Genomic DNA, 23,387 nt, shown 5'->3' on the forward strand with positions numbered 1-23,387 from the left:
ATCGTCGCGGCTGATCGAAAAGCGTCGGGCCTGAAGGCCCTCCCACAAAAGACTTCGAAACCCGAGGCTTATCCCGATGCCCTTCCCTCAAGGCAACGGCGACACCAGCCGGGCCAACGCCGCGGGCAATCGCAAGAACCCGTCCGGTCATTTCGCAGTCTGGGGGGCTTTTGTGGGAGGGCCTTTCAGGCCCGATGCTTTCCGGTCCGATCGTCGCGGCTGATCGAAAAGCGTCGGGCCTGAAGGCCCTCCCACAAAAGACTTCGAAGCCTCAAGGGCTATCGCGATTCCCACGAAGCGCCGAGGCCTGTCCCGATGCTCGCCCCTCAAAGCAACGGCGACACCAACCGCGCCAAGGCCTCGGGCAACCGCGTACGCCACAACGACCGTTCGCGGTCGCTGCGCGCCCGCGGCGCGCGCGAGCATTCCTGTTCGATCAACGCGGCCAGTTCGCCGGCCAGGGTCGCGTTGTAGAACATCACCGAAATCTCGAAGTTCAGGCGGAAGCTGCGGTGGTCGAAATTGGCGCTGCCGATGATCGCCATTTCGTCGTCGCACAGCAGCGCCTTGGTGTGCAGCATGCGCGGGCCGTACTCGTGGATCTTGACCCCGGCTTCGAGCAGCTCGTCGAAGTACGAACGCGCCGCGTAGGTCACCAGGCGGCTGTCGCTGAGCTTGGGCACCAGCAGGCGCACGTCCAGGCCGCCGAGCGCGGCCGAGGTCAGCGCCATGCGCGCGGCTTCGCCGGGCACGAAGTACGGCGTGACCAGCCAGACCCGCTGGCGCGCGGCGTGGATCGCGCCGACGTGGACGCGATGGATCGCTTCCCAGCTCGAATCCGGGCCGGAACTGACCACCTGCGCGGCGATCGTGCCCTGCACCGGCGCCGCGTTGACGTGCCGGATCGGCGGCTCGCCGGTGGCGTAGCACCAGTCTTCGGTGAACACCAGTTCCAGCTCGCGCACCACGTCGCCCTCCAGGCGCAGATGCAGGTCGCGGTAGGCGTCCTCGCGCAGGCGTTCGTCTTCCTCGTCGGTGATGTTGATGCCGCCGGTGTAGCCGACCCGGCCGTCGATCACCACGATCTTGCGATGGGTGCGCAGGTTCAGCCACGGCCGCCGCCACAGCCAGCGCAGCTTCATCGGGTGGAACCAGGCGACCTGCGCGCCGGCATCGATCAGCGGCTGGATGAAACGCTGCTTGGTCGCGCCCGAGCCGACCGCGTCGAGCAGCAGCCGCACCGTGACCCCGGCGCGCGCACGTTCGATCAGCGCATCGCGCAGCGCGGTGCCGGTGCGATCAGGTTGATAGATGTAGTACTCCAGGTGGATGCGCTCGCGGGCCAGGGCGATGTCGGCCAGCAGCGCGGCGTACTTGGCGCCGCCGTCGATCAGCAGGCGCGCTTGGGTCGCGGTGGTCGGCGGCAGGCCGGTGGTGGCCTGGCCGAGCCGGGCCAGTTCGATCGCTTCCGGCGACGGGGTCAGCCCCGGCGGCGGCGCCGGCAGTGCCGCGCGTGCGCGCACCCGGCGCAGGCGCTGGCGATGGATGCGCTGAGGGCCGAAGAAGTAATAGATCAAAAAGCCCAGGTACGGCAGCGCCGCCAGACTGATCAGCCAGCTGATGGTCGCGACCGGCTCGCGCTTCTGCAGCACGATCCACAGCCCCAGCCAGACCAGATAGAGCGCCCAGCCGGCGGTGAGGTACACGCCCAGGTAGGGAATGCTGACCAGGGTTTGCCACAGCTCGGACACGTCGGGCTCCATCGGGCGATCGCTGCGGCGGTCGCCGGCGTGGGCTAAGGCTAGCCCGCCGGGGCATGGGCGCAAAGTGTGCAATCGGTCCACCCGACTCCGAGCGCGCGTGACCGCTCGGGATCCGCGCCGCGACCGGCCGCAATGGTGACGGCACCGGGCCGGTTTCGCGGGCGATCGAGGCACGGCGTGCCCGGTTCGGAAAGCCGCTCGCACCGGCGCGGGCGGATGATCGCGCGCATCGCCGCGCCGCGGCCCGGCAGGACCCGAATTCGCCGGCCGGACTCGCGTCCGTTCGCGGCTGCGACTACTGTGGCCTCCACCCTGCCCGCGCCGCTCGCCGGCGCACCCACCCACGGAAGGCCCGTCATGAAATACCGCCTGCTGTTCGTCCTCGCCCTGGCCGCGTTGCCCGCCCTGCCCGCCTTCGCGCAGAAGGCCAATCGCATCATCAGCGTCTCCGGCGCGGCCGAAATAAAAGTCGCCCCGGACGAAATCCTGCTCAACGTCGGGGTCGAATCGCGGCATCCGCGGCTCGAGGAAGCCAAGCGCCAGAACGACGAAAGCATCGCCAGCGCGCTGGCCTTCCTCAAGCGCAACGGCGTGCCCGACAAGGACGTGCAGACCGATTTCATCACCATCGAGCCGCAGTACGAACGCGACGATTCCAGCCGCTCCGCGCTGGAGCGTTCGCGCGTGGTGCCGTTGCTGTACGTCGTGCGCAAGAGCATCGGCATCCGCCTGACCCGCGTCGGCGATTTCGACGCCTTGCTGTCGGGCCTGCTCGGCAACGGCGTGCAGTACATCCACGGCATCGAATTTCGTACCTCGCAACTGCGCAAGCACCGCGACGCCGCGCGCGCGCTGGCGATCCGCGCGGCCAAGGAAAAAGCCGATGCGCTGACCTTGGAACTCGGCGTCCGCCGCGGCGCGGCGCAGACGATTTCGGAATCGTATTCGGGCGGCTGGTGGCGCAGCAGCACCGGCTGGGGCGGCGGTGGCGGCCAGCAGATGCAGAACGTGATCCAGAACACCGGCGGCGGCGGCGGCGAGGACGGCGCGACCATGGCGGTCGGGCAGATCAGCGTCAATGCCTCGGTGGATGTGACGTTTGCCATCGAGTAGTTGCGATCGATCGCCATGCGTTGCGGCGCCGATTGTTCGTCGCTGACTCGTCTGAAGATCCAGGACGTTATTCCCGTGGATGCGAACTCGCTTTGATTCGGCGAAGGCGGAAATTGCAAGCTAGGTCGAAATTTCCAAATCCACGAGCTGAGTCGAAACTTCCAAATCCACTAGTTGAGTCGAACCTCTCAAGTCGTCATTCCCGCGAACGCGGGAATCCAGGGCCTTTCGAGCGAGAAGGGTTCGTATTCCGAGCGGCCTGATGACTGCAAGTAGACATTGAGCGACGCCGGTTTTTTGGGCACGCCTGAGCGAAGGACTTCATGCGCTTTCGCTTGAGAGGCCCTGGATTCCCGCGTTCGCGGGAATGACGGTCGGGAGGGCGCGTCGGGGTTGAAGGCGTCGTATGCGAGCGCCCCCAACCCATTCGCTCGAAAGGCGCTGGATTCCCGCGTTCGCGGGAATGACAGTCGGGAGGGCGCATCGGCGTTGAAGGCGTCGTATGCGAGCGCCCCCAACCCATTCGCTCGAAAGGCGCTGGATTCCCGCGTTCGCGGGAATGACAGTCGGGAGGGCGCATCGGCGTTGAAGGCGTCGTATGTGAGCCCCTAACCCTTTCGCTTGAAAGGCCCTGGATTCCCGCGTTCGCGGGGATGACGGTCGGGAGAGCGCATCGGCGTTGAAGGCGTCGTATGCGAGCGCCCCCAACCCTTTCGCTCGAAAGGCGCTGAATTCCGGCGTTCGCGGGAATGACAGTCGGGAGGGCGCATCGGCGTTGAAGGCGTCGTATGCGAGCGCCCCCAACCCTTTCGCTCGAAAGGCACTGGATTCCCGCGTTCGCGGGAATGACAGTCGGGAGGGCGCGCCGACGCTGTAAGTATGGTGTGCGAGCCCCATCAGCGAGCGATGTATCGGTATCGGATGAACGAGTGGATGAGTTATTGAGCCAACGTCGGCGGTTCGACCAGGTCGCTTGGTCGGCTCACCTCGCTAACCACACAGACACGCCCATCGATTTATCCACCGCCCCATCGCCCCCCCGCGTCGCACCCGCTGCGACACCCCCGCCCTACCCTGCGCGCATGGATTCGGCCCGCAAAACCCAAGTCTCGCTCCAGCCCACCGCGTTCAAGGGCCGCGGTTCGGCGTCGTACGTGCCGGGACGGTATGCGGTCACCACCGCGCACGGCGAGGACGACGGCTGGGGCTCGGTGTATGTCGACGACGGCACCGACACGCGGCCGGAAACCCGGGTCACCGAAGAAACCGCGCGCAGCATCATCAGCCGCAACGATTCGCCCGATATCGCCTTCGGCCAGTCGGTCAATCCCTACCGCGGCTGCGAACACGGCTGCGTGTACTGCTTCGCCCGGCCCTCGCACGCCTATCTGGAACTGTCGCCCGGGCTGGACTTCGAAACCCGTTTGTTCGCCAAGGTCAACGCCGCCGAGCGCTTGCAGAACGAACTCGCGCGGCCGGGCTATCGCTGCGTGCCGATCGCGCTGGGCATCAACACCGATTCCTATCAGCCGATCGAGCGCCGCTTCCGCATCACCCGCGGGGTGATGGAGGTGCTCGACGCCTGCTCGCATCCCTTCAGCCTGATCACCAAGAACGCATCGATCGTGCGCGACGTCGAGCTGCTCGCATCGATGGCGAAACGCGGCCTGGTGTCGGTGTATTTCTCGGTCACCACCCTCGACAACCCGCTGTCGGCGAAGATGGAACCGCGCGCCTCCGCGCCGCACTCGCGGCTCAAGGCGATGCGGACCCTGGCCGAGGCCGGCGTGCCGGTCGGGGTGATGGTCGCGCCGACGATCCCGATGATCAACGACGGCGAGATCGAGCACATCCTCGCCGCGGCCTACGACGCCGGCGCGCGCGCCGCGGGTTACGTGGTGTTGCGGCTGCCGCACGAACTCAAGCAGGTCTGGCGCGAGTGGCTGCAACTGCACTACCCCGATCGCGCCGCGCACGTGATGAGCCTGATCCAGCAGATGAGCGGCGGCAAGGATTACGACAGCCGTTTCGGTCAGCGCATGCGCGGCGAAGGCCCGTTCGCGCAACTGATCGCGCAACGTTTCCAGAAAGCCTGGCGCCGGCACGGATTCGGCCGCTTGCCGGCGCTGGACACCAGCCGTTTCGTCGCGCCGCGCAAGCCGACGCCGCAGCTGGAACTGTTCTGACGATCCGGCCGCTTGCCGCGCGCCCTCGATGCGTGCGCCCGGCGCCGCCCGCGGCATCGCGACGGCAGGCGCGATCTACTCCGATTTCCTGTTGCCTTCGCGCGGCTTCGCCGAACGCTCGTCACCGGACCTGGCGCCGCTCGGTTCGCAGCGTTGCGCGTGGCCGAGCCGGTCGCTCAGTAAGCGCGCCCAATGGCGTGTCGGATCGGCGCCGTCGTAGTGCTGTGCGAATCGCGCCGGCAGGTAGTCGTGGTGTTCGAGCTCGAAGAGCGCGGCGCGCGTACTCGCCGCGCAATCGCTGCGCGGCCCGAGGTAGCGTTCGCAATTCGCCGACTGCTGGACGAGCAACGCCAAGCGCCTTAGCCATGGCCAGCTGAGTGCGGGCACGAGAGCTCATTGACTCTGCGAGAGCTCTGTACTCGCCGCGCAATCGCTGCGCGGCCCGAGGTAGCGTTCGCAATTCGCCGACTGCTGGCGCAGCAACGCCAGCGCCTGATCCTTGCGGCACGAGCTCAATGCGTAGGAGGCGCGATACAGCAGCGCCTTGCCGACCACCGAATGCATGGTCGGCCGGATGTGGTCGCCGCGCTCGATGTGCGCGATCACGTCGGCGAACAGGGCATCGGCCTGGGTCGCGCGCTGGCGGCGAACGAGCAACTGCGCCAGGGCGAAATCGCTGACCAGGCGGATGTTGGCGTGAGGCGGGAAATACTGTCGGTTCTCGATCTGGCTGTCGATCAGCAGGCGCTCGGCGTGCTGCTGCGCGGCTTCGCCGGGTTGTTCGGCGAAGGCCAGGGCCAGCTTGGTCTTCTCCAGCGGCATGGGGATGTCGGTCTCCTTGCCGGTGCGGATCAGGTCCTCGAGCATGTCCACGCCTTGCTTGAACGAAGCGGTGTCGCTGGCGTCGCCGCTGAAGACCAGTTTGATCGCCAGGTTGTACTTCGCGCGCAGGCTGCGCTCGTGAGTGGGGCCGAGGGTCGTTTCCAATAGAGTGTTCGCCGCGCGCGCTTTGGCGACGGCCTCGCGGCCCTGCCCCAGCACCGCGTCGTTCTGCGATTCCTGGCGCAACAGTTCGGCGTATTCGGGATGTTGCTCGCCGTAGGTCGCCACGATGATCGTGCGCGCGCGCGCCGCCGACTGCACCGCGGCGGCCAGGTCGCCGCACAGGTACTGGGCTTCGGACGCGAGCACCCAGGCGCGGCCGGTTTCCGGGTGCCGTTCGCCGAAGGCGCGGCGGCGATATGTCAGCAATCGTTCGGCCTGCGATCTGGCCTGCAGGTCCAGATCGTTCTTCATCAGCGTATGCACCAGTTGGAAACGGGCGGCATCGGCGAGCAGGGGATTGCCGCGTTCGGTCATGGCGATGGCCTGCTCCAGATCGCGCTTGGCGGCCTGAAGCTGATACTCGCGCGTGCGCCATTCGCCGCGCAGCGTCAGCAGTTCGGCGACCGAATCGTGCGCCGCCGGGCCCAGCGATCGCGCGTCGGTCAAGGCCGATTCCAGCATCGCCATCGCGCCGTCGTCGTCGGCCAGTCCCCATTTGGCGCGCGCCAGTTCGGTCTGCAATGCGAGGCGGCGCATGCGCGTGGCTGCGTCGCGCGCGCCTTGCAAGGGCCGCAAGGCCTGGCTGGCGAGCCGTTCGGCGCGGTCGTAGCGCGCCTGCAGATTGAGCAGCGACGCCGACGCGGCGTCGACGCCGGGATCGTCGATGCCGTGTTCGCGCAGCAGCCGTTCGGCTTCGTCGATCAGCGCCTGCGCATGCCGGTAGTCGCCGATCACCGTATAGCTGCGCGCAAGTACGGCCAGACCGCGCGCGCGCACCGCCGGCAGATCGCGCGGACACAGGCGGCGCAACGCGGCTTCGGTCGCGATCAGGTTCGCGCGCGAAACGAACGGCAAGCGACCCAGTCCGGAGGTCGAGGCGATGCCGAGGCGCGATTCGAACAGGCGGTTCAAGGCCGCGGTCGCGCGCGCGGTTTCCTGTTCGCGGTGTTCGCGCCAGCGCAGGCAGCCCCAGCCGGCGGCGAGGGCGAGGACCAGCAACGTCAGCACGATGACGATCGCCTGTCGGCGGCGCGGCGCGACGTCGTCGCCGGCGGAAGCGCCCGCGTCGGGCTCAGCGCGCGCGCTGCGCACGAAGCTCATGCAGGCCGCCCGATGCAGGGATTTCGGTGAGCGAAGTCTGGATCGGAGCGTCGCCGATTTGAGCGCGACCGATCGGACAATCGCCGATCGAAGAAGCGACGGAAAACGCGAGCGGATGCGTAGAGTTTTCAACATGCATACAGGACAACTCAATTTGGCACGCATGCCTTCAAGCGGCGTTTCGTATGCTGGATTCTTGCGATGAAAACGGCAACCACGACCAAAGCATAGGGTTCGATGTCACGTGGGCATCACGAATACGATGTGTCTTGTCGTAGGTATCGAGAGGAATGCGGGTTCGAGGACATCGCGGCGATCGACGCCGCCGTACGGCGATGACGCGGCATCGCCGTATCGGCGGTGCAGGTTTTCGCCATCGCTGTATCGGTGCGCGTCGCGCGAATCCGCGCGCGATCCGCATCAGCCCGCGCAGTCGCGCGCGAGCATGGTTTCGTTCGTTACCATGCCGCCATCCGCCGCATCGTCGCGGGCGGCCTGCAGGGCCGGTTCGTGCGCCGAGGCGTTGCCGAGCAAGGCGAACACCAGGGCGGCGATCGCCGCGGTCGCCGCAGCCAGCCCGTACATCAGCCAGGCGAAGGCCTGGTCGTAGCCGCGAACGAGTTCGGCCGGGTCGAGTTGCGGCAACAAGCTGTGAGCGCGCAGTGCATCGCCGGTGGCCAAACGCTGCGCGGCTTGCGCCAACACGGCACCATCGACCGTCGTCGTAGCGCCCAGGCGCAGGTGCAGCAGGCCGGCCAAGGCGGCGGCCACCACCGCGATCGCAATGCCTTCGCCCGACACCCGGCTGGCGCCGAACACGCCGGCGGCCATGCCGGCGCGTTCCTTCGGCACCACGCTGATCGCCAGGCCGTCCATCAAGCCCCACGGCACCGCCGAGCCCGCGCCGATCAACAGCATCGGTGCGACCAATCCGGCGACCGACCCGTCCGCCGCCTGCAGCCCCAGCCAGACCAGACCGGCGGCGGCGAGCAACAAGCCGATCGCGCACAAACGGCCGGCGGCGATGCGGTGGCTCAACACCGCGGCGACGAAGGGCACGACCAGCATCGGCGCGGACAGGGCGATCATCATCAGGCCGGCGTCGAGCGCGCTGAGTCCGTGGATGCCGATCAGGCGCACCGGCAACACGATGATCAACGCCAGATAGCAGAACCCGGTGCCGATCGGCAGCAACTGCGCGCCGACGAAGCGCGGGTACTTGAGCAGGCTCAGGTCGAGCATCGGCCGCGCCGCGCGGGTTTCCACCCGCACGAACAACGCCAGCATCGCGGCCGAGCCGAGCAGGGCGGCGAGCACCCATGGATCGCTCCAGCCGCGTTCGGGCGCTTCGAGCACGCCGATGGTCAGCATCGCCAGCATCGCGGTCGAACTCAGGCTGCCGGGCAGGTCGAGCCGCGCCGCATCGGGGTCACGCGATTCGCGCATGCGCGGCACGCCGAACACGGTCGCGAGCACCGCGATCGCCAGACTCGACAGGAACACCGCGCGCCAGCCCTGGGTCTGGACCAGCCAGCCGGCCAGGCTGGGGCCGAACGCCAGGCCCAGCCCGAACGCGGTGCCGAGCAGGCTGAAGGCGCGGATCCGTGCCGGCCCGTGGAACTCCTGCGACAACGCGGCATTGCCGCCGGCCAGCGCCAGCGCCGCGGCGACGCCTTGCAGCACCCGCAACGCATTCAACGTGAGCAGGTTAGGTGCCAGCGCGAGCAGAAGCGACACCACCGCGTACGCGACGATGCCGATCGAGAACACCCGCTTGCGGCCGTAGGTGTCGGCCAGGGTGCCGGCCGCCATCAGGCAGCTGCCGAAGGCGAGCATGAAAGCGTTGGTCATCCAGTTCAGCGCGATCGGGCTGCCGCCGAGTTCGGCGGCGATGGCCGGGATCGCGACCGGCGGCGCGGTGAAACTCAGCGGCAACACCAGCCCGGCGAGGCACACGGCGCCGAGGATCAGGAAACGGTCGTAGCGGCCGGGCAGGGCGGCCGCGGGGGGCGGGGAGGGCATGGGGAGGTCGCGTCGGGGGCTGGAAACCAGGGTAGTCGCGCCGCAATCGATGAAAAACACCGGCTTGGGCCGGTCTTTGTGGAATGATTGGATGTAATGGAGCGGGAATGGGGAATCGGTAGAGCCAGAGCCGACCCGAGCTCACGCCCTTGCTCTCCGATTCCCTATTCCCCATTCCCCATTCCCGATTCCCGGCCCCCATGGACAAACTAACCAGCCTGCAAGCCTTCATCCGCACCGCCGAGACCCGCAGCTTCGTCGCGGCCGGGCGCCTGATCGGGGTGTCGTCCTCGGCGGTCGGCAAGAGCGTGGCCAAGCTGGAACAGCAGCTCGGCGTGCGCCTGCTCCAGCGCAGCACCCGCAACGTGCGCCTGACCGAGGAAGGCCGCCAGTTCTACGAGCGCTGCCGGCCCTTGCTCGATGAGCTGGCCGACGCCGAGGCGATGCTGACCCACGCCATGCAGGCGCCGCGCGGACGCCTGCGGGTCAGCCTGCCGAACGCGGGCTATCGCTTCCTGCTGCCGGTGCTCGGCGAATTCCGCCGGCGCTATCCCGAGGTCGAGCTGGACCTGGACTTCAACGATCAGCTGGTCGACGTGATCGAAGGCGGCTTCGACCTGGTGATCCGCAGCGGCGACATGCCCGACTCGCGCCTGCGCGCGCGCCGGCTGGGACCGTTCTGCTTCATGCTCGTCGCCTCGCCCGACTACCTCGCGCGGCGCGGCGAACCGCGCGCGCCGGCCGATCTGGAAGCCCACGACTGCATCCATTTCCGCTTCGCCAACAGCGGCAAGGTGCAGGAATGGTCGCTGCGCCTGGAGCCGGGCGAAGCGCCGCCGCACCTGCCGGCCTCGCTGGTATGCAACAACAGCGAAGCCGCCGTGCTGGCGGCGCTGCACGGCTGGGGCATCGTCTACTCGGTGGATTTCCTCGTGCGCGATTACCTGGCCTCGGGCCAGTTGCGCCGGGTGCTGCCGGGGTTCGAAACCCAGCGTGGGCAGTTCTGGGCGCTATGGCCGGCGCACCGGCACGTGTCGCCGAAATTGCGGGTGTTCGTGGATTTTCTCGATGAGCATTTGTTTGTGCAGGGGGCGGTGGTTTGAGAGACGCCGGCCAAGCCGGGACCTTGTGTCGACGATTCGCTGTTGCTGGTGGAGTTCCGGCGGCATGGCTTTCGCCTGAGTCATTCGCGGTGCCCGCGCCTCTGCCAGCCGTCATTCCCGCGAACGCGGGAATCCAGCGACTTTCGTGCGAAAGAATTTGAAGTCGAGTCGGTCCTGCTCATGCCGGTGCCTTGCGCGAGTCCACGAAGCGCATCGGCATCGCAGGTTCGCGAAAGTCTCTGGATTCCCGCGTTCGCGGGAATGACGGCTGGCAGAGGCGCGGGCAGGTGAGAAGGCGCGTATCGCCGTCAGAGCGCGGTGGTCAAAGAACGAAGCATTGCCGGCGTAACAACAGCGGCAACCGATACAACGATCAAAAAGTCGATATGGCAACGGAGTCAATCGCAACTGAGTCAGCAGCGACTTCGAATCCCGCCACCCATCAACAACGCACCTATCTCAAACCGCGGCGCGCACACCCTCACCGCAACCGCCGCTCCCCTTCTTCCCCGAACCCCCGCCGATACGAGGTCGGATTGGTTCCCACCGAGCGCGCGAAGCGATCGCGGAACGTCGTCGCCGAGGCGAAGCCGACCTGCATCGCGATCTGCTCCACCGACAGGTCGGTGGTTTCCAGAAACTGTTGCGCACGGCGGATGCGCGCGATCAACAACCACTGCAAGGGCGTGGTGCCGGTCTGTTCGCGAAAGCGCCGGTTGAGCGTGCGCGTGCTGATCGCCGCGCGGCGCGCCAGCTCGTCGATCAGCAGCGGCCGGTCCAGATGCTGCTCCATCCAGCGCAGCAGCGGCGCCAGCGAGGCGTCCGACTGCGGCGCCTCATGCACCACCAGCGGCGAGTGATCGGCGCCACGCTCCATCGGCATCACCGCCCAGCGCGCGGCCGCCGCCGCCGCGGCCGCGCCGTAATCGCGCCGGACCAGATGCAGGCATAGGTCGATGCCCGCCGCCGATCCGGCCGAACTGAGAATCTGGCCGTTGTCGACGAACAACACGTCCGGATCGACCCGCACCTGGGGATAACGCTCGGCCAGTTCGACCGTGGTCGACCAATGGGTGGTCGCGCGCTGGTGGTCGAGCAGGCCGGCTTCGGCCAGCACGAAGGCGCCGGTGCAGATCGATGCCACGCGCGCGCCGCGCTGCGCCGCCGCGCCGATCGCGGCCAGGGTGGCCGGCGCGATCGGCGTACGCCAGTCCGACAGGCCCGGCACGATCACGGTGTCGGCCTGATCGAGCGCGCTCAGCGTGGAGGCGACGATCAGCTCCAGCGAGCGCGTCTTGATCCGTTCGGTTTCGGCGCAGATCCGCACCTCGTAGGCCGGCTCGCCGTCGGCGCGGCGCACCGAGGGAAACACCAGGCCGGGAATCGACAGCTCGAACGGCAGGACACTCTCTAAAGCGACAACAGCGATCCGATGCATTAACGGGGACTTCGTGGGGCGGGGGATAACCGATTCTAGCCACGGCTCCGCGGCCGCAACGGGTACCGCCTGCGCAGCTTCGGCCTTGGCCGAAAGCAGGCGCAATCTGGCGGTTTCCACGCCATTGGTGCATGGTCGGCTGGTGCGCACGCGCGGGCTGGTCGACAATGCGGCGCACTACGCAGGCGCGCGATGCGCCGCCGCCGTCAGGAAGACAAGCCAACGCCCGGATGCTGGAACGCCATCGCCACGCAGTTATCCACCGCCGCCCGCGCCTGTTCTGGGCTCCGGCCGGCGACGTCGCATTCGCGTGCGGCCCGGCATCGCGCGTTGCCGGCGAAGCCGCCGCGCCGATTCGCGCCGCCGCCGTCACGCGCCGGCCGCCGCCCGCCCGGCCCCTGCCCACTTCTCCCGTCCCGATCGATGCGGCCGCCGCGCCGCAAGGAATCCTCATGCCCTCTCGCTCCGCCGCGACCCGCCGCCTGCTCGGCCTGGCCCTGTTCGGTTTCGCCTTGCTCGCTGGCAGCGCGCAGGCCGCCGGGTTCGACTGCAAGCGCGCGCGCACCACGGTCGAAATCAGCATCTGCGCCGATCCCGGGCTGTCGCGCCTGGACAGCGAAATGAACGATCTCTACCGCCAGATCCAGTCCGAGACCGTCGGCGTCGACGGCGAAACCGGCCGCCGCATCGATCCGATCGCCGCCGAGCAACAGCGCTGGCTCGCGCGCCGCAACGCCTGCGCCGACCGCGCCTGCCTGGATCGCGCCTACCGCGATCGCCTGGCGCAGATGAAGCGCGATTGGTCCGAGGCGCTGGCCCCCTCGGCGAGCGCGCCCGGCCCGGCGGTGTACCGCTACGGGCGCCACGGCGATTTCAAGGTCTTCATCGCCGATTTCCGCCGCGCGGTGGCCGCCGGCGATCGCGCCGCGGTGGCGAAGATGACCGCGCAGCCGTTCCTCGACTACAGCCAGGGCGAGAGCTGCCTCAACCGCCCCGATCCGTGCGACGCCGAACAGCGCCGTCACGACGCCAGCGCGGGCAGCGAACGCGAAGTGATCGGCCTGTACGACCGCATCATCACCGCCGCGGTGCGTTCGGCCCTGCAGGCCAACAAGATCCGCGCCTACTCGCAGCGCATCGACGCGGCCAAGGACGAAAACGGCGAGGTCCCGTCGCCCGGGCCGATCGGGCCGGGCGAGTACCTGCTCGACAGCGAAGACCTGCACGCCCAGCGCGTGTTCAAGAAGGTCGGCGGCGTCTACAAGATGCAGCGTGTGCCGTTCTATTCGTAACCTCGGCGTCGTCGTCGTCGTCGTCGGCTGCGTGGCGACACGAACGTTCGAATTCGTTTTCTACGATTCGCGCCATCCAGTCGCTCCATTCAATCCGGTTCAATGAGTCCTGCCATGTCCGCAACGCCGAATCTGATTCGTATTCGATCGATTGTCCGCGCGCGCGCCGCGTCGATCGCGCTGTGCCTGAGCCTGTGCGGCGTCGCCCAGGCCGCCGCGCCCGCCGCGACGGCGGCGGCGTTCGACGGCTACTGGCAGACCTGCGAGCGCTACCAGGGCGAGGAGTATTGCGAGAGCCTGCAACTGAGCCAGCAGGGCGAGACGATTCGCGCGGCCTGGAACTGGCGCGCGAGCCAGACCGGCGGCACCGACCTGCTCATCGGACGCATCGAGGACGGCCGCGCCGTGTTCGACGCACCGGGCTGCGAAGTTACTTCCGACAGCGAATGCCGGCCGAAGCAACAGGCGCGGCCGCAGTTGATGGTGCTGCTGCGTTGCGGGCGCGATCTGTACTGGGTCCACGATCGCAAGCGCAGCTGCGCGCAGGTGAAACCGAGCGAAAGCTATCGCCGCGTCGACCGCAAGGCGCTGTCCGCGGACGTGGTCGACTTCGCCGGTTACGATTTCTTCCGCCAACCCTGATCCGCCACCGCACTCGCCGACGCCCGGCCCGAGGACAACCCGCATGCGTTCAACCCGTACCGTTCGCCGCGTGTCGGCCGTCGTCGCGATCATCGCCCTGCACGGCGCCGCCCAGGCCGCATCGCCCGCGCCGCGGCCTTCGTTCGATTGCGCGCGCGCAAGCAGCCAGGTCGAACGCGCGATCTGCGCCGATCCGCGACTGGCGCGCGCCGATGCCGAACTGGCGCGGGTCTATCGCAGCAGCCTGGCCGAGCTGGACGCGCCGGCCGCCGCCGCATTGCGCGACGAGCAGCGCTGGTTCCTGCAGATACGCGACGCGGGCTACGCCGATGCGGCGGCGGCCGAAAAAGCCGCGGACTTGCGCAGCACGCTCGACTATCGCAGCAAGTATCTGGGCCAGATCCAGGCGCATCCGGCGCCGGGTCTGGCCGGCCGCTGGCGCAACATCGCCGGCGAAATCGAAATCCGTCGCGACGCGAAAGGCCGCTGGGACGTGCAGGCCAACGCCGCGCATCCGCTCGACGGCCGCTGGGTTTGCGACGCCGCCGGCCGCGACCGCGGCGAGAACGATACGGCGAGCGTGCATGTGGACGACGACGACAGCGTGCTCAAACTGGAGCGCGCGGGCGCGACCTTGCAGGTGACGGCGCTGGATGCGAAGGGCCAGCGCTTGACCATGCCCGATTACTGCGGCCACAACGGTTCGCTGGAAGGCACTTACTTCGCGGTGCCGGCCGCCAAGCGCTGAGGCGTCATCGCCACACGCGGCCGCTGTGAGCGAAGCCGCGCGCGCTGGACGCGCCGCGGATCGAGGCGTTGCGGTATGTGATGCGGATGCAGAGCGAAGCCATCGAGACTCGATCGGTCGCGCAGCCTTACAAGGTAGGCGTGTAGGTCACGCAATCCCCCTGTAGGAGCGGCGCGAGCCGCGACCGCGACATCGCGGCAGCGAGGTATGCGTGGTTTCGCGGTCGCGGCTCGCGCCGCTCCTGCAGTCGCTTTCGGCCGCATTGTCGAGGTCTGAGGTTATTGCTGGCCGATGGCGTCTCACCGAGCGCAAACAAGAGACCCCCGCGCCGCAGCGCGGCGCGAGGGTCGGAACAACCACCAAGCCAGCTCAAATCAGAGCACGGGTACCGCTCAGTTCTTGCAGCGCGCCGCGGTCGAGCCTTCCGGCAGGCCGACGTTGACCGCTTCCCACGCGCACGCCACGGTCTTGACCGCGCTGGCCTTGAGCAGGCCGCGATCGACCAGGTCCTGCGCCGCGGTCTGGGTCGCCACGCGCGCATCCGGGTAGCTGGCCTGCGAGGTCAGGTACAAGGTGTTGGCGCGGTACCAGATCTGGCCGGCGACGGTCGGGGTCAGGCCCTTGAGGCCGGTCGCGCCGTTGCACACCAGGTCGGACGGCAGCACGGTCTTGCGATGCGACTTGGGCACCTTCTGGCCTTCGGCCAGCAGGTAGAAGAAGTGATTGCCCACGCCCGAGGTGTAGTGCGGGTCTTCCTCGGTGAAGCCGCCGGCCGGGTAGCAGTCGAACGAACCGTTGCCTTCCTCGTCGGCGTCCAGGCTCGGCTTGAACATGTAGCGCAGCGGCACGCCGCTGAGCATCACGTTCTCGCCGATCAGGTAATCCGGCGGGTCCTTCGGGCTGTTGTCGAAGAATTCGACCAGGGTGCCGTGGATGTCGGAGGTCGCTTCGTTCAAGCCGCCGGCGTCGCCCGAGTACATCAGGCCCGAGGTGGCCTGGGTCACGCCGTGCGACATTTCGTGGCCGGCCACGTCGAGCGCGACCACCGGATTGGACACGCCGTAATCGCCGTTGCCGTAGACCATGCGCTTGGCTTCGCCGTCCCAGAATGCGTTGGTGCCGCCCACGTCGATGAAGAAGAAATAGGTGAAGGTGACATTGACGAAGCTCTGCACGCCGAGGCTGTCGCCGAAGATGCCGACGCGGTCGTAGAACTTCTTGTAGTAGTCCCAGGTCTTCGACACGCCGTAATGCGCTTCCACGCCGGTGCGCTCGATGTTGGTCATCTGCTCGTTGCCCCAGACGTTGTCGGCATCGAACATCGGCGGCGCGGTGAAATCGCCGCCGCCGAACACGAGATCGACGACGGTGCCGCCGGTGTTGTGCACCGTGCCGCCGCCGCGCTTGTCGTCGCGCAGCAGATAGCCCGCGCCGCGGCCGTCGCTTTCTTCCGCGCCGACCTTGCTGGTGGAGATCGGCACCTTGCCGCGGGTGACGGTGAAGCCCTGGCCTTCGGCCGCTTCGGCGGTGTAGATGCGGCTGTCGCGGCCGAGCAGGCCGCCGTTGTCGGCGTCGACGTAGATCAGATCGTGGACCGGACGCTGGGCCTTGTTGAGGCCGCGGAAGGTCACTTCATAGGCGAGCTTGGGCTCGTTGTTCTGGGCGAAATACACCATGCGCGAAGACGGCTTGTCGATGAAACGGCCGGCGAAATGCACGCCGGCATCGGCGATCGCCTGCGCCGACGACCGCTTCGGCGTGGCCGCGCCGCCCTGGCCGAGCTTGAGGTCCATGGTCTTGCTGACCGAGGTCAGCAGGCCGCCCTTGAGGTGCGCGACCAGATCGCCGCCGATCACCGGCAGGCCCTGGTAGTCGCGGTTGAAACGCACGTGCTGGCTGCCGTCGGCTTCGACGATCAGATCGCGCGGCACGTAGCGCTCGGCTTCGATCGCCGCGCGATCGGCGCCGGCCAGCGCTTGCGCGCCGGCGCTTTGCAGCTTCTGCGCCTGCAGCAGTTCGCGCGCGCGCGCCACCGCGGGGCTGAGTTCGAGCTGCGCGGCCGGCGTGCTGCCCGAGGCGGTCGCATAGGCGCTGTGCGCGGCGGGGGAGGATGCGGTGTTGGCGTTGACGTGCGACGCGCTCGGCGCGGCGGCGTTGCCTTGGTTCTGCGCGCTGGCGTTGGCGGCGTTGGCGTGGCCGTCGCGTTGCGCGGTGACCAGCGCGGTGGCGGTGGTGCCGGTGATCGCCAACAAGATCGAGGCGGTCAGGATGCGTTGTTTCATGGACATGCGTAGCTCTCCGAGTCATGCAACAAAGAAGAAAAGACAAGCAAATCGCCACGGCGCGATCGTGGTCGCGCGCGGCGGTACTGCACAACGGCAGGGATCTCGATGCGACGGCGAAGATGCGATCGACGGCGGTCTTTGCTGTGTGTTCGTCAGCATTCCCCATGCATCCGAACGCTGCCCGGCCGCACACCCCCCACCTTTTCCACACGCGATGTGGCCGTGGGATGCGCGAACTGGGATGTGCGTCAGAAGTCATCGAACGCGCGCATGCGCGCGGATGAAACTTAGTAACAAGTTTCGATACGAAGCGCGCGGCGATGCGTCGCGCGTGATGCGCGCATGCGGAAGATCGCGTTGATCGCGATATTGGTGTTGGGTAAAGAAGTCTTAGGACGATGCGTAACGCAACGTCGGATCAGCGATGGCGCGCGGCCGGGATGCGTGGGTGCGACGCGATCGGAGCGAGCAGCGTCGGGGCTCACGCCCCTCCCACAAAAGTAGTTGTGACGGCGCGGGTTGCGTTGCACCGCGCCTCAACGGCGTCGGATCGGCGATGGCGCGCGGCCGAGATGCGGGCGGGGGCGATGCGATCGGAGCGAACAGCGTCGGGGCTCAAGCCCCTGCCACAACAGCAATCGTGACGGCGCGGTTTGTCGCGTGTCGGGCCTCAGCGCGGCGGCGCCGGCATGATGTGCGACAGGTAGATGCGGCTGTCTTCGAAGATGCGGATCGCCACCGGCAGGCCGAGCTGCACCGACAGGTGGAAGGCTTCGTTCTTGGCCGCGGCCGAGGCCTCGGCCGGGTTGTCGAAACGTTCGTCGGCGACATCGCACGACAAGGTGCGGCCGAGGTAGGTGGATTCGTTGAGTTGCACGGTGTACGGCATCACGGTAGTCAGCCTTGTCGAACGAATCGGAAGTTGCCCCGGCCCAGCTTGACCGCTTGCTCAAGGCGGCGACCCATTCCTTTGCTGAGCGGCGTCCGTTGCCGGCGCATAAGTCGTGCTGCCGGGGCGCAGATAAGGTGACTTAACCGTTTATGGTTTGCCCTAGGGGGACCACGAGGCGCGGCGTAGGAAATTTCCTACCGTGATGTAGGTGGTTGGACGGCGTATGCGCGGGCGGCCGGCATTGCGCGGCGAACGGGTACCCCGCGGTCGCGACTTGCGTCGCTCCTACAGGTAGCCCATGTAGGAGCGACGCGATCGCGACCGCGCCACCACCGGCAACCGCGCAACCACCACCACCCGAGCCACCCGCCCACCACGCCGTTCGCATGAACCGTGGCTGTAAGCCGCCGCCCACCCGCGACCTTCGGCGGATTCTGTCTTCCGGTCGATCGCCTAGCGTCGCGGCTCGCTCCCACGCGACTGCGACCAGGACGGCCCGATGCACGCCACTGCCAGGACGACGACGATGCCGCGCCGCCCGCCCGCGCCGCGCAGGCGCGCGGACCGCGCGCGTGGCTGGCACGGCTGGCGCATGCGCGCCGCCTGCGCCGCGCTGTTGTGCTCGGTCGGCTGCGCCGGCATCGCCGTCGCCCGCGACACGCCGCCGTCGCGGTCCGCGTTCGCGCCCTTGCACGCGTCCGCGCCGGCGCCTTATCGCAGTCGCGATCCGGATCGCCGGATCGGACAGCGCCCGGGCATCGCGCTCGACGATCCCGCCGCCGCGCGCCACGAGCCCATGCATTGCCCTGGACTGTCCTCGCGCAGCAGCGAAATCGAGCGCCAGTCGCGCCGCGCCGCCTGCCTGCGTCAGGCCCAGGCTCAGGACAGGGCCGGCCAGAACGGACCGTCGAGCCAGAGCCAGCGCGCCATCCAGGCGCTGACCAAGGCGATCAGCGTGGTCAGAGGCAAGCCGATGCGCAGGAAATCGCCGAACCGGTACTGGCCCGGGCCGAGGATGAGAAGGTTTCCGTGATGCCCGATCGGGGTCAGGAACGCGACCACCGCGCCCAGCGCGGTGCATACCACGAACGGCGTCGGCGGCAGGCCCAGCGATTGCGCCAGTGAGATCGCGATCGGCCCGAGCAGCACCGTGGTCGCCGCGTCCGACAGGATCTGGGTCAGCAGCGCGGCGGCGGTGAACATCACCAGCAGGATCATCAGCGGCGACCAGCCCGCGATCACGTGCAGCATCCCTTGCGCCAGCAATTGCGCGGTGCCGGTCTGCTCCATCGCCACGCCCAGCGGGATCACCCCGGCGATCATCACGAAGATGCGCACGTCGATCTCGCGATAGGCCTGTTCGACATCGACGCAGCGCGTGGCCACCATCGCCACCGCGCCGAGCAGGAACGCCAGCGGCGCCGGCAGCCATTCGGTCGCGGCGGTGAGCACGGTCAGCGCCAGGATCGCCAGCGCCAGCGGCGCGCGGATGCGCCGGCGCGCCTCGCCGGCGAACGGCACCAGCATCAGGAAGCCGTGGTGCGCGGCCAGCTCGGTGAAACGCGCCGGCCGGCCCCACAGCACCAGCAGGTCGCCTTCGCGCAGGCGCGCGTCGGACAGGCGCGGCGCGACCGCGCCCTGCTGCCGCCACAGGCCGGCGATCACCGCGTGGAAGCGGCGGGCGAAATCCAGTTCGCGCACGCTGCGGCCGATGAACTCCGAACCCGGCGCGACCACCGCCTGGACCAGCTGCGCCTCGCCGTCGCCGTCGGCGTGTTCGCCGAAGCGCTTGATCGCGTTGAGGTCCAGGCCGGCGTCGTCGTGCAGCGAGGCCAGCGCATCGGCCGAGGCCTCGACCAGCAGGATGTCGCCGCTGATCAGCGGGCTGCTCGGGCCCAGGTCCTGGCGGCGCTGGCCGTCGCGCAGCCAGCCGGTCATCACGAAGCGGTCGCCGAGCGCCTTCTGCAGCTCGGCCAGCGGCCGGGTGCTCCAGCGCGAGCCGTCCACGATCACCAGTTCGGTGCGGTAGCGGTCCAGGCGCAGGTAGCCGTCGTCGCCGTGTTCGCCGCCGCGCTTGGGCAGGAACCAGCGCGCCGCCAGCATGTACAGCACGCCGATCGCGACCAGCGCCAGGCCGATCGGGGTGATCGAGAAAATGCCCAGGCCCGGCGAACCGGTGCGTTCGAGCAGGTTGTCGGCCAGCAGGAAGGCCGGCGCGCTGACCAGGGTCAGGGTGGTGCCGAGCGAGGCCGCGAACGACATCGGCATCAGCAGGCGCGAGGCCGACAGCCCGCGCGACTTCGCGAACCGGGTCAGGATCGGCAGCATCATTGCCGTGACCATGACGTGGTGGGTGAACGAGGACAGCGCCGCGACCGCCGGCATGGTCACCGCGATCGCACGGCCCTCGCTGTGCCCGGCTGCACGACCGATCCACTGACCCAGCCGCTCGGTGATGCCGGTCGCGGCCAGCCCGCCGGAAATCACGAACACCGCCGCGACGATGATCGCCGGTTCGCTGGCGAACCCCGACAGCGCCTGCTTGGCATCGAGCACCCCGGTCAGCACCAGCGCCAGCAGGGTCAACATCGCGGTGACGTCGACCCGCAGCCGCTCGCTGACGAACAAATACAGCGCTGCGCCCAGGATCAGCAGGAAGGCGATTTGCGAAAAGTCCATCGCCGCATTGTGCAAGACTTGGCCGTGTCGACGCCGTATGCGCCATCCACCGAGCCGTCACGACCGCTTTGGCTACACTGCGCGGTCACGCCGCCTGAGCCTGCCGCCGCATTCGATGAGCCTGCCGCACGCCCCGATCAACGCCCCCAAGGCCGGAGACGACCGTTTCCGCCTGGCGATGACGGCATCGAACATCGGCATGGCGATCGTGTCCACCGACGGCATCTGGCTCGAAGTCAATCCGGCCCTGTGCGCGCTGCTGGGTTACCGCGTCGACGAATTGCGCGGCCACCATTACAGCGAAGTGACCCATCCCGACGATCTGGCGATCAGCCAGCATCTGGTCGCCGCGCTGGTCAGCGGCGCGCTGGCCTCGGTCGACGAGCACAAGCGCTACGTGCATCGCGACGGCAGCGAGGTGTGGGTGCAGCTCAACGTCGCGGTGATGCGCGACGAAGACGGCACCGCGCAGTATTTCATCTCGCACATGCGCGACATCCGCGGCGAACGCGAGGCCGGGATGAAGTTGAGCGCGCGCGCCGAGGAGCGCAGCGCGCAGCTCGACGCCTCGCACCGGCAGCTGCAGCTGTTCGCCGACGCGGTCGCCCACGACCTGCGCGCGCCGCTGCGTTCGATCGAAAGTTTTTCCGCGCTGCTCAACGAACGCGCCGCCGAGCGCCTCAACGAAACCGATCGCGATTACCTGGCGCGGATCCGCGCCGCGGCCTCGCGCATGACCGGGCTGCTGGCGGCGTTGACCGAGCTGTCGCACGTGACCCGTACCGAGATGCGGATCGCGCCGGTCGACCTGAGCCTGCTCGCCGACTGGGTCGGCGCCGAGCTGCAGGACGCCGACCCGCGTCACCGCGCCCAGATCAGCGTCCAGCCCGGCCTGCAGGTCGAGGGCGATGAGCGGTTGCTGAAGCTGATGCTGAACCAATTGATGCACAACGCCTGGAAATTCACCTGCGAACGAAGTGCCGCCCGGCATGCTGCGGCCCAGTCTTCAGTACAGCCGGCTTCCGCGCCGCCGGATGACGAGCGCGAACCGGTCCGTATCGAGGTCTTCGGTGAACGGTCCGGCGACCGGCTGGTGCTGTCGGTACGCGACCAAGGCACCGGATTTGACATGCGATATGCTCACAAATTGTTCGAACCGTTCCAGCGCCTGCACGGGCCGGATCAGGGCGGCGGTCACGGCCTCGGGCTGGCGATCGCCTGGCGCATCGTCGAGCGCCACCGCGGCCAGCTGCGCGCCCATTCGCAGCCCGATGTGGGCAGCACGTTTACCGTAGAACTGCCCGTCGTATCCGCGGGCGAGGAAACCCCGAATGCATAAGGAAATCCTGCTGGTCGAAGACAACCCCGACGACGTCGAGCTGACCCGGCTCGCCTTCGACGAGGCCAAGATCGCCAACAGGCTGGTGGTGATGGGCGACGGCGCCGAGGCGCTGGACTACCTGTTCGCCCGTGGCCGCTATTCCGATCGCGATCCCAACGATCTGCCGTCGATCGTGCTGCTCGACCTCAACTTGCCCAAGGTCGACGGCCGCGAGGTGCTGCAGGCGATCCGCGCGCACGAACCCACCCGCACTCTGCCGGTGGTGGTGTTGACCACCAGCACCGAGCCGTTCGACGTCGAGGCCAGTTATGCGCTCGGGGTCAACAGCTATATCCAAAAGCCGGTGGATTTCGAGCAGTTCGTGTGGGCGGTGAAGCAGGTGGGGTTGTATTGGCTGGTGTTGAATCATCCGCGCAATCCGTGAGGACGGGCGGGGCGTGGAAGCCTTAAGCGCAAAGCTTTAGGAGCAAAAGCAAATCCCCCCTGGCCCCCCTTTTTCAAAGGGGGGAACCCCTTGCGTTGGGGAACAGGCGATCGGAGCCTTTTTACGATTCCCGATTCCCGATTCCCGATTCCCGATTCCCGATTCCCGATTCCCGATTCCCGATTCCCGATTCCCGATTCCCGATTCCCGATTCCCGATTCCCGATTCCCGATTCCCGATTCCCGATTCCCGATTCCCGATTCCCGAACGCGAAGCAGCGCCCGAATCTGCGGCCGCAATCGCATCCACAAGATCCATCAAGCGCGTCAATGAGCCCACTTTGAAAAAGGGGGCGGGCGCCCGGCGAAAACCGTCGCAGCGACCACATCGTCAGCGCCGGGGGATTTGCTCCTGGCAACCATCACGGCCTGGCAGCGCCACCCTTACCCGCCCGCGTACAACCGCTCGGCGCGCTGAAACAGAATCCAGCTGGTCGCGATGTACTTGTCCCCACCCTTGGGCCGATTGCCGCGGTGGGTGTGGGTGAACGCGGCCGGCGCGATCAGCAGGTCGCCCGCGCGCGGCGCGATCTTGCGGCGCTGGTAAAGGAACTCGGTTTCGCCTTCCTCGAAGCCGTCGTTCAAGTAGATCGTCCACAGCACGTGCCGGTGCAGCGTCTCCGCGCTCTGGTCGCGCGGGTACAGCTCGCAATGCCAGTACGGGTAGCCGCCGCGGTTGGCGGTGTAACGCTGCAGGTTGATCGCGCCGGGACGGAACACGGTCTGCGCGATCGGCGACAACGCGTTGTCGTCCATCTCGGCCACGCGCTCGGCGGTGAGCCGATGGCGCTTGCCGTCGGCGCTCGGCGCTTCGAGCATCAGCGGCGCGATCATCGTGTGCGGATAGCGGCGCAGGTACTGCAGCAGGCCGCGGAACACCGCCAGGTTCAAGGCGAGCTCCATGTCCTTCCAGCCGTCGCGGCCGGTGATGGTGAGATCGCGGCTGTCCTTGAGGTCGGGCATGACGCCGCCGCCGACCCGGCCCGGCTCGCTGTCGCGGCTGGCGTCGAAGCGCTGCACCAGCGTCGCGCATTGCTCGCGCGTGAGCGCCTGCGGATAGACCTCGATGAAATCGTCTGCGCTGGAATCGGTCGTCGATGACATGGCGTTGATGGCTGCAAGAGGGCGCCCCGGGCCTGGCCGAGGGGAAGGCGGGCATCGTCGCATGCGCGCGCCGGGTTGCGAAAACGCAACACCACGGCAAGCGATCGCGAACACGGTCAGCCAAACCGCCAAAGGCCCGGCTCAGCAAGC

At 67.9% G+C, this 23,387-nt stretch carries 17 protein-coding genes; 8 read left to right on the forward strand and 9 right to left on the reverse strand.

Annotated elements, in window-relative coordinates; genetic code table 11:
- Positions 1-326: 326 nt before the first annotated feature.
- On the reverse strand, positions 327-1,763 hold the full coding sequence (gene cls / locus KME82_RS00075; RefSeq protein ID WP_215496715.1) for a cardiolipin synthase: 1,437 nt from the start codon (positions 1,761-1,763) through the stop codon (positions 327-329).
- Between the two features lie 357 nt (positions 1,764-2,120).
- Here cls and KME82_RS00080 point away from each other — a divergent pair, with 357 nt between their 5' ends.
- Both KME82_RS00080 and KME82_RS00085 read left to right on the forward strand, forming a co-directional pair.
- Positions 2,121-2,876 (forward strand): SIMPL domain-containing protein, encoded by a 756-nt coding sequence (locus KME82_RS00080; RefSeq protein WP_215496716.1) that lies wholly within the window; start codon positions 2,121-2,123, stop codon positions 2,874-2,876.
- 1,082 nt (positions 2,877-3,958) lie between these two features.
- The gene (locus KME82_RS00085; protein ID WP_215496717.1) at positions 3,959-5,062 is read left to right on the forward strand and encodes a PA0069 family radical SAM protein; all 1,104 of its coding nucleotides are present in this window, start codon (positions 3,959-3,961) and stop codon (positions 5,060-5,062) included.
- 75 nt (positions 5,063-5,137) lie between these two features.
- Here the strand turns inward: KME82_RS00085 and KME82_RS00090 are convergent, their stop codons facing one another.
- The 3 genes from KME82_RS00090 to KME82_RS00100 form a co-directional block, all read right to left on the reverse strand.
- A complete protein-coding gene (locus KME82_RS00090; protein WP_215496718.1) occupies positions 5,138-5,416 on the reverse strand; it encodes a hypothetical protein in 279 nt (92 codons plus the stop codon).
- 39 nt (positions 5,417-5,455) lie between these two features.
- Positions 5,456-7,207 carry a hypothetical protein gene (locus KME82_RS00095; RefSeq protein ID WP_215496719.1) on the reverse strand — a complete coding sequence of 584 codons (1,752 nt, stop codon included), beginning with the start codon at positions 7,205-7,207 and terminating at the stop codon, positions 5,456-5,458.
- Between the two features lie 420 nt (positions 7,208-7,627).
- Complete coding sequence (locus KME82_RS00100) at positions 7,628-9,229, reverse strand: MFS transporter (protein ID WP_215496720.1); 1,602 nt, start codon at positions 9,227-9,229, stop codon at positions 7,628-7,630.
- Between the two features lie 200 nt (positions 9,230-9,429).
- Here KME82_RS00100 and KME82_RS00105 point away from each other — a divergent pair, with 200 nt between their 5' ends.
- Entirely contained in the window at positions 9,430-10,332 is a 903-nt protein-coding gene (locus KME82_RS00105; protein WP_215496721.1) for a LysR family transcriptional regulator, read from the forward strand.
- Positions 10,333-10,813: 481 nt separating this feature from the next.
- Here KME82_RS00105 and KME82_RS00110 read toward each other — a convergent pair whose 3' ends face one another.
- On the reverse strand, positions 10,814-11,770 hold the full coding sequence (locus KME82_RS00110) for a GlxA family transcriptional regulator (RefSeq protein ID WP_215496722.1): 957 nt from the start codon (positions 11,768-11,770) through the stop codon (positions 10,814-10,816).
- A gap of 452 nt (positions 11,771-12,222) precedes the next feature.
- On the opposite strand from KME82_RS00110, the gene KME82_RS00115 reads away from it, so the two are divergent.
- From KME82_RS00115 to KME82_RS00125, 3 genes are all read left to right on the forward strand, one after another.
- Positions 12,223-13,062, forward strand: a complete 840-nt coding sequence (locus tag KME82_RS00115; RefSeq protein WP_215496723.1) for a lysozyme inhibitor LprI family protein — start codon at positions 12,223-12,225, stop codon at positions 13,060-13,062.
- A 114-nt stretch (positions 13,063-13,176) separates the two neighbouring features.
- The gene (locus KME82_RS00120; protein WP_215496724.1) at positions 13,177-13,704 is read left to right on the forward strand and encodes a hypothetical protein; all 528 of its coding nucleotides are present in this window, start codon (positions 13,177-13,179) and stop codon (positions 13,702-13,704) included.
- A gap of 43 nt (positions 13,705-13,747) precedes the next feature.
- Positions 13,748-14,452 carry a lysozyme inhibitor LprI family protein gene (locus tag KME82_RS00125; protein ID WP_215496725.1) on the forward strand — a complete coding sequence of 235 codons (705 nt, stop codon included), beginning with the start codon at positions 13,748-13,750 and terminating at the stop codon, positions 14,450-14,452.
- 392 nt (positions 14,453-14,844) lie between these two features.
- On the opposite strand, the gene KME82_RS00130 is transcribed toward KME82_RS00125, so the two are convergent.
- The 3 genes from KME82_RS00130 to KME82_RS00140 form a co-directional block, all read right to left on the reverse strand.
- Positions 14,845-16,740, reverse strand: coding sequence for a M4 family metallopeptidase (locus KME82_RS00130; RefSeq protein ID WP_215496726.1), 1,896 nt, complete (start codon positions 16,738-16,740; stop codon positions 14,845-14,847).
- Positions 16,741-17,407: 667 nt separating this feature from the next.
- A complete protein-coding gene (locus tag KME82_RS00135) occupies positions 17,408-17,626 on the reverse strand; it encodes a hypothetical protein (protein WP_215496727.1) in 219 nt (72 codons plus the stop codon).
- A gap of 882 nt (positions 17,627-18,508) precedes the next feature.
- Entirely contained in the window at positions 18,509-20,308 is a 1,800-nt protein-coding gene (locus KME82_RS00140; RefSeq protein WP_215496728.1) for an SLC13 family permease, read from the reverse strand.
- A gap of 115 nt (positions 20,309-20,423) precedes the next feature.
- On the opposite strand from KME82_RS00140, the gene KME82_RS00145 reads away from it, so the two are divergent.
- Together KME82_RS00145 and KME82_RS00150 are read left to right on the forward strand one after the other, a co-directional pair.
- On the forward strand, positions 20,424-21,647 hold the full coding sequence (locus KME82_RS00145) for a sensor histidine kinase (protein ID WP_215496729.1): 1,224 nt from the start codon (positions 20,424-20,426) through the stop codon (positions 21,645-21,647).
- Positions 21,640-22,074, forward strand: coding sequence for a response regulator (locus tag KME82_RS00150; RefSeq protein ID WP_031374300.1), 435 nt, complete (start codon positions 21,640-21,642; stop codon positions 22,072-22,074). The genes KME82_RS00145 and KME82_RS00150 overlap by 8 nt, the downstream gene beginning before the upstream one ends.
- Positions 22,075-22,517: 443 nt before the next feature.
- Here the strand turns inward: KME82_RS00150 and KME82_RS00155 are convergent, their stop codons facing one another.
- The gene (locus KME82_RS00155) at positions 22,518-23,237 is read right to left on the reverse strand and encodes a 2OG-Fe(II) oxygenase (RefSeq protein WP_215496730.1); all 720 of its coding nucleotides are present in this window, start codon (positions 23,235-23,237) and stop codon (positions 22,518-22,520) included.
- Between the last annotated feature and the right edge of the window lie 150 nt (positions 23,238-23,387).

Origin of the sequence: Lysobacter capsici (genome assembly GCF_018732085.1) — a bacterium.
Classification (GTDB): domain Bacteria; phylum Pseudomonadota; class Gammaproteobacteria; order Xanthomonadales; family Xanthomonadaceae; genus Lysobacter; species Lysobacter capsici_A.

Excerpts from the sequence above, each read along its gene's own strand:
- KME82_RS00080 (WP_215496716.1), top strand. The coding sequence starts at position 2,121 with ATGAAATACCGCCTGCTGTTCGTCCTCGCCCTGGCCGCGTTGCCCGCC.
- cls (WP_215496715.1), bottom strand. The coding sequence starts at position 1,763 with ATGGAGCCCGACGTGTCCGAGCTGTGGCAAACCCTGGTCAGCATTCCC.
- KME82_RS00125 (WP_215496725.1), top strand. The coding sequence starts at position 13,748 with ATGCGTTCAACCCGTACCGTTCGCCGCGTGTCGGCCGTCGTCGCGATC.
- KME82_RS00155 (WP_215496730.1), bottom strand. The coding sequence starts at position 23,237 with ATGTCATCGACGACCGATTCCAGCGCAGACGATTTCATCGAGGTCTAT.
- KME82_RS00105 (WP_215496721.1), top strand. The coding sequence starts at position 9,430 with ATGGACAAACTAACCAGCCTGCAAGCCTTCATCCGCACCGCCGAGACC.
- KME82_RS00110 (WP_215496722.1), bottom strand. The coding sequence starts at position 11,770 with ATGCATCGGATCGCTGTTGTCGCTTTAGAGAGTGTCCTGCCGTTCGAG.
- KME82_RS00085 (WP_215496717.1), top strand. The coding sequence starts at position 3,959 with ATGGATTCGGCCCGCAAAACCCAAGTCTCGCTCCAGCCCACCGCGTTC.
- KME82_RS00095 (WP_215496719.1), bottom strand. The coding sequence starts at position 7,207 with ATGAGCTTCGTGCGCAGCGCGCGCGCTGAGCCCGACGCGGGCGCTTCC.
- KME82_RS00100 (WP_215496720.1), bottom strand. The coding sequence starts at position 9,229 with ATGCCCTCCCCGCCCCCCGCGGCCGCCCTGCCCGGCCGCTACGACCGT.
- KME82_RS00145 (WP_215496729.1), top strand. The coding sequence starts at position 20,424 with ATGAGCCTGCCGCACGCCCCGATCAACGCCCCCAAGGCCGGAGACGAC.
- KME82_RS00135 (WP_215496727.1), bottom strand. The coding sequence starts at position 17,626 with ATGCCGTACACCGTGCAACTCAACGAATCCACCTACCTCGGCCGCACC.
- KME82_RS00150 (WP_031374300.1), top strand. The coding sequence starts at position 21,640 with ATGCATAAGGAAATCCTGCTGGTCGAAGACAACCCCGACGACGTCGAG.
- KME82_RS00120 (WP_215496724.1), top strand. The coding sequence starts at position 13,177 with ATGTCCGCAACGCCGAATCTGATTCGTATTCGATCGATTGTCCGCGCG.
- KME82_RS00130 (WP_215496726.1), bottom strand. The coding sequence starts at position 16,740 with ATGTCCATGAAACAACGCATCCTGACCGCCTCGATCTTGTTGGCGATC.
- KME82_RS00115 (WP_215496723.1), top strand. The coding sequence starts at position 12,223 with ATGCCCTCTCGCTCCGCCGCGACCCGCCGCCTGCTCGGCCTGGCCCTG.
- KME82_RS00140 (WP_215496728.1), bottom strand. The coding sequence starts at position 20,308 with ATGGACTTTTCGCAAATCGCCTTCCTGCTGATCCTGGGCGCAGCGCTG.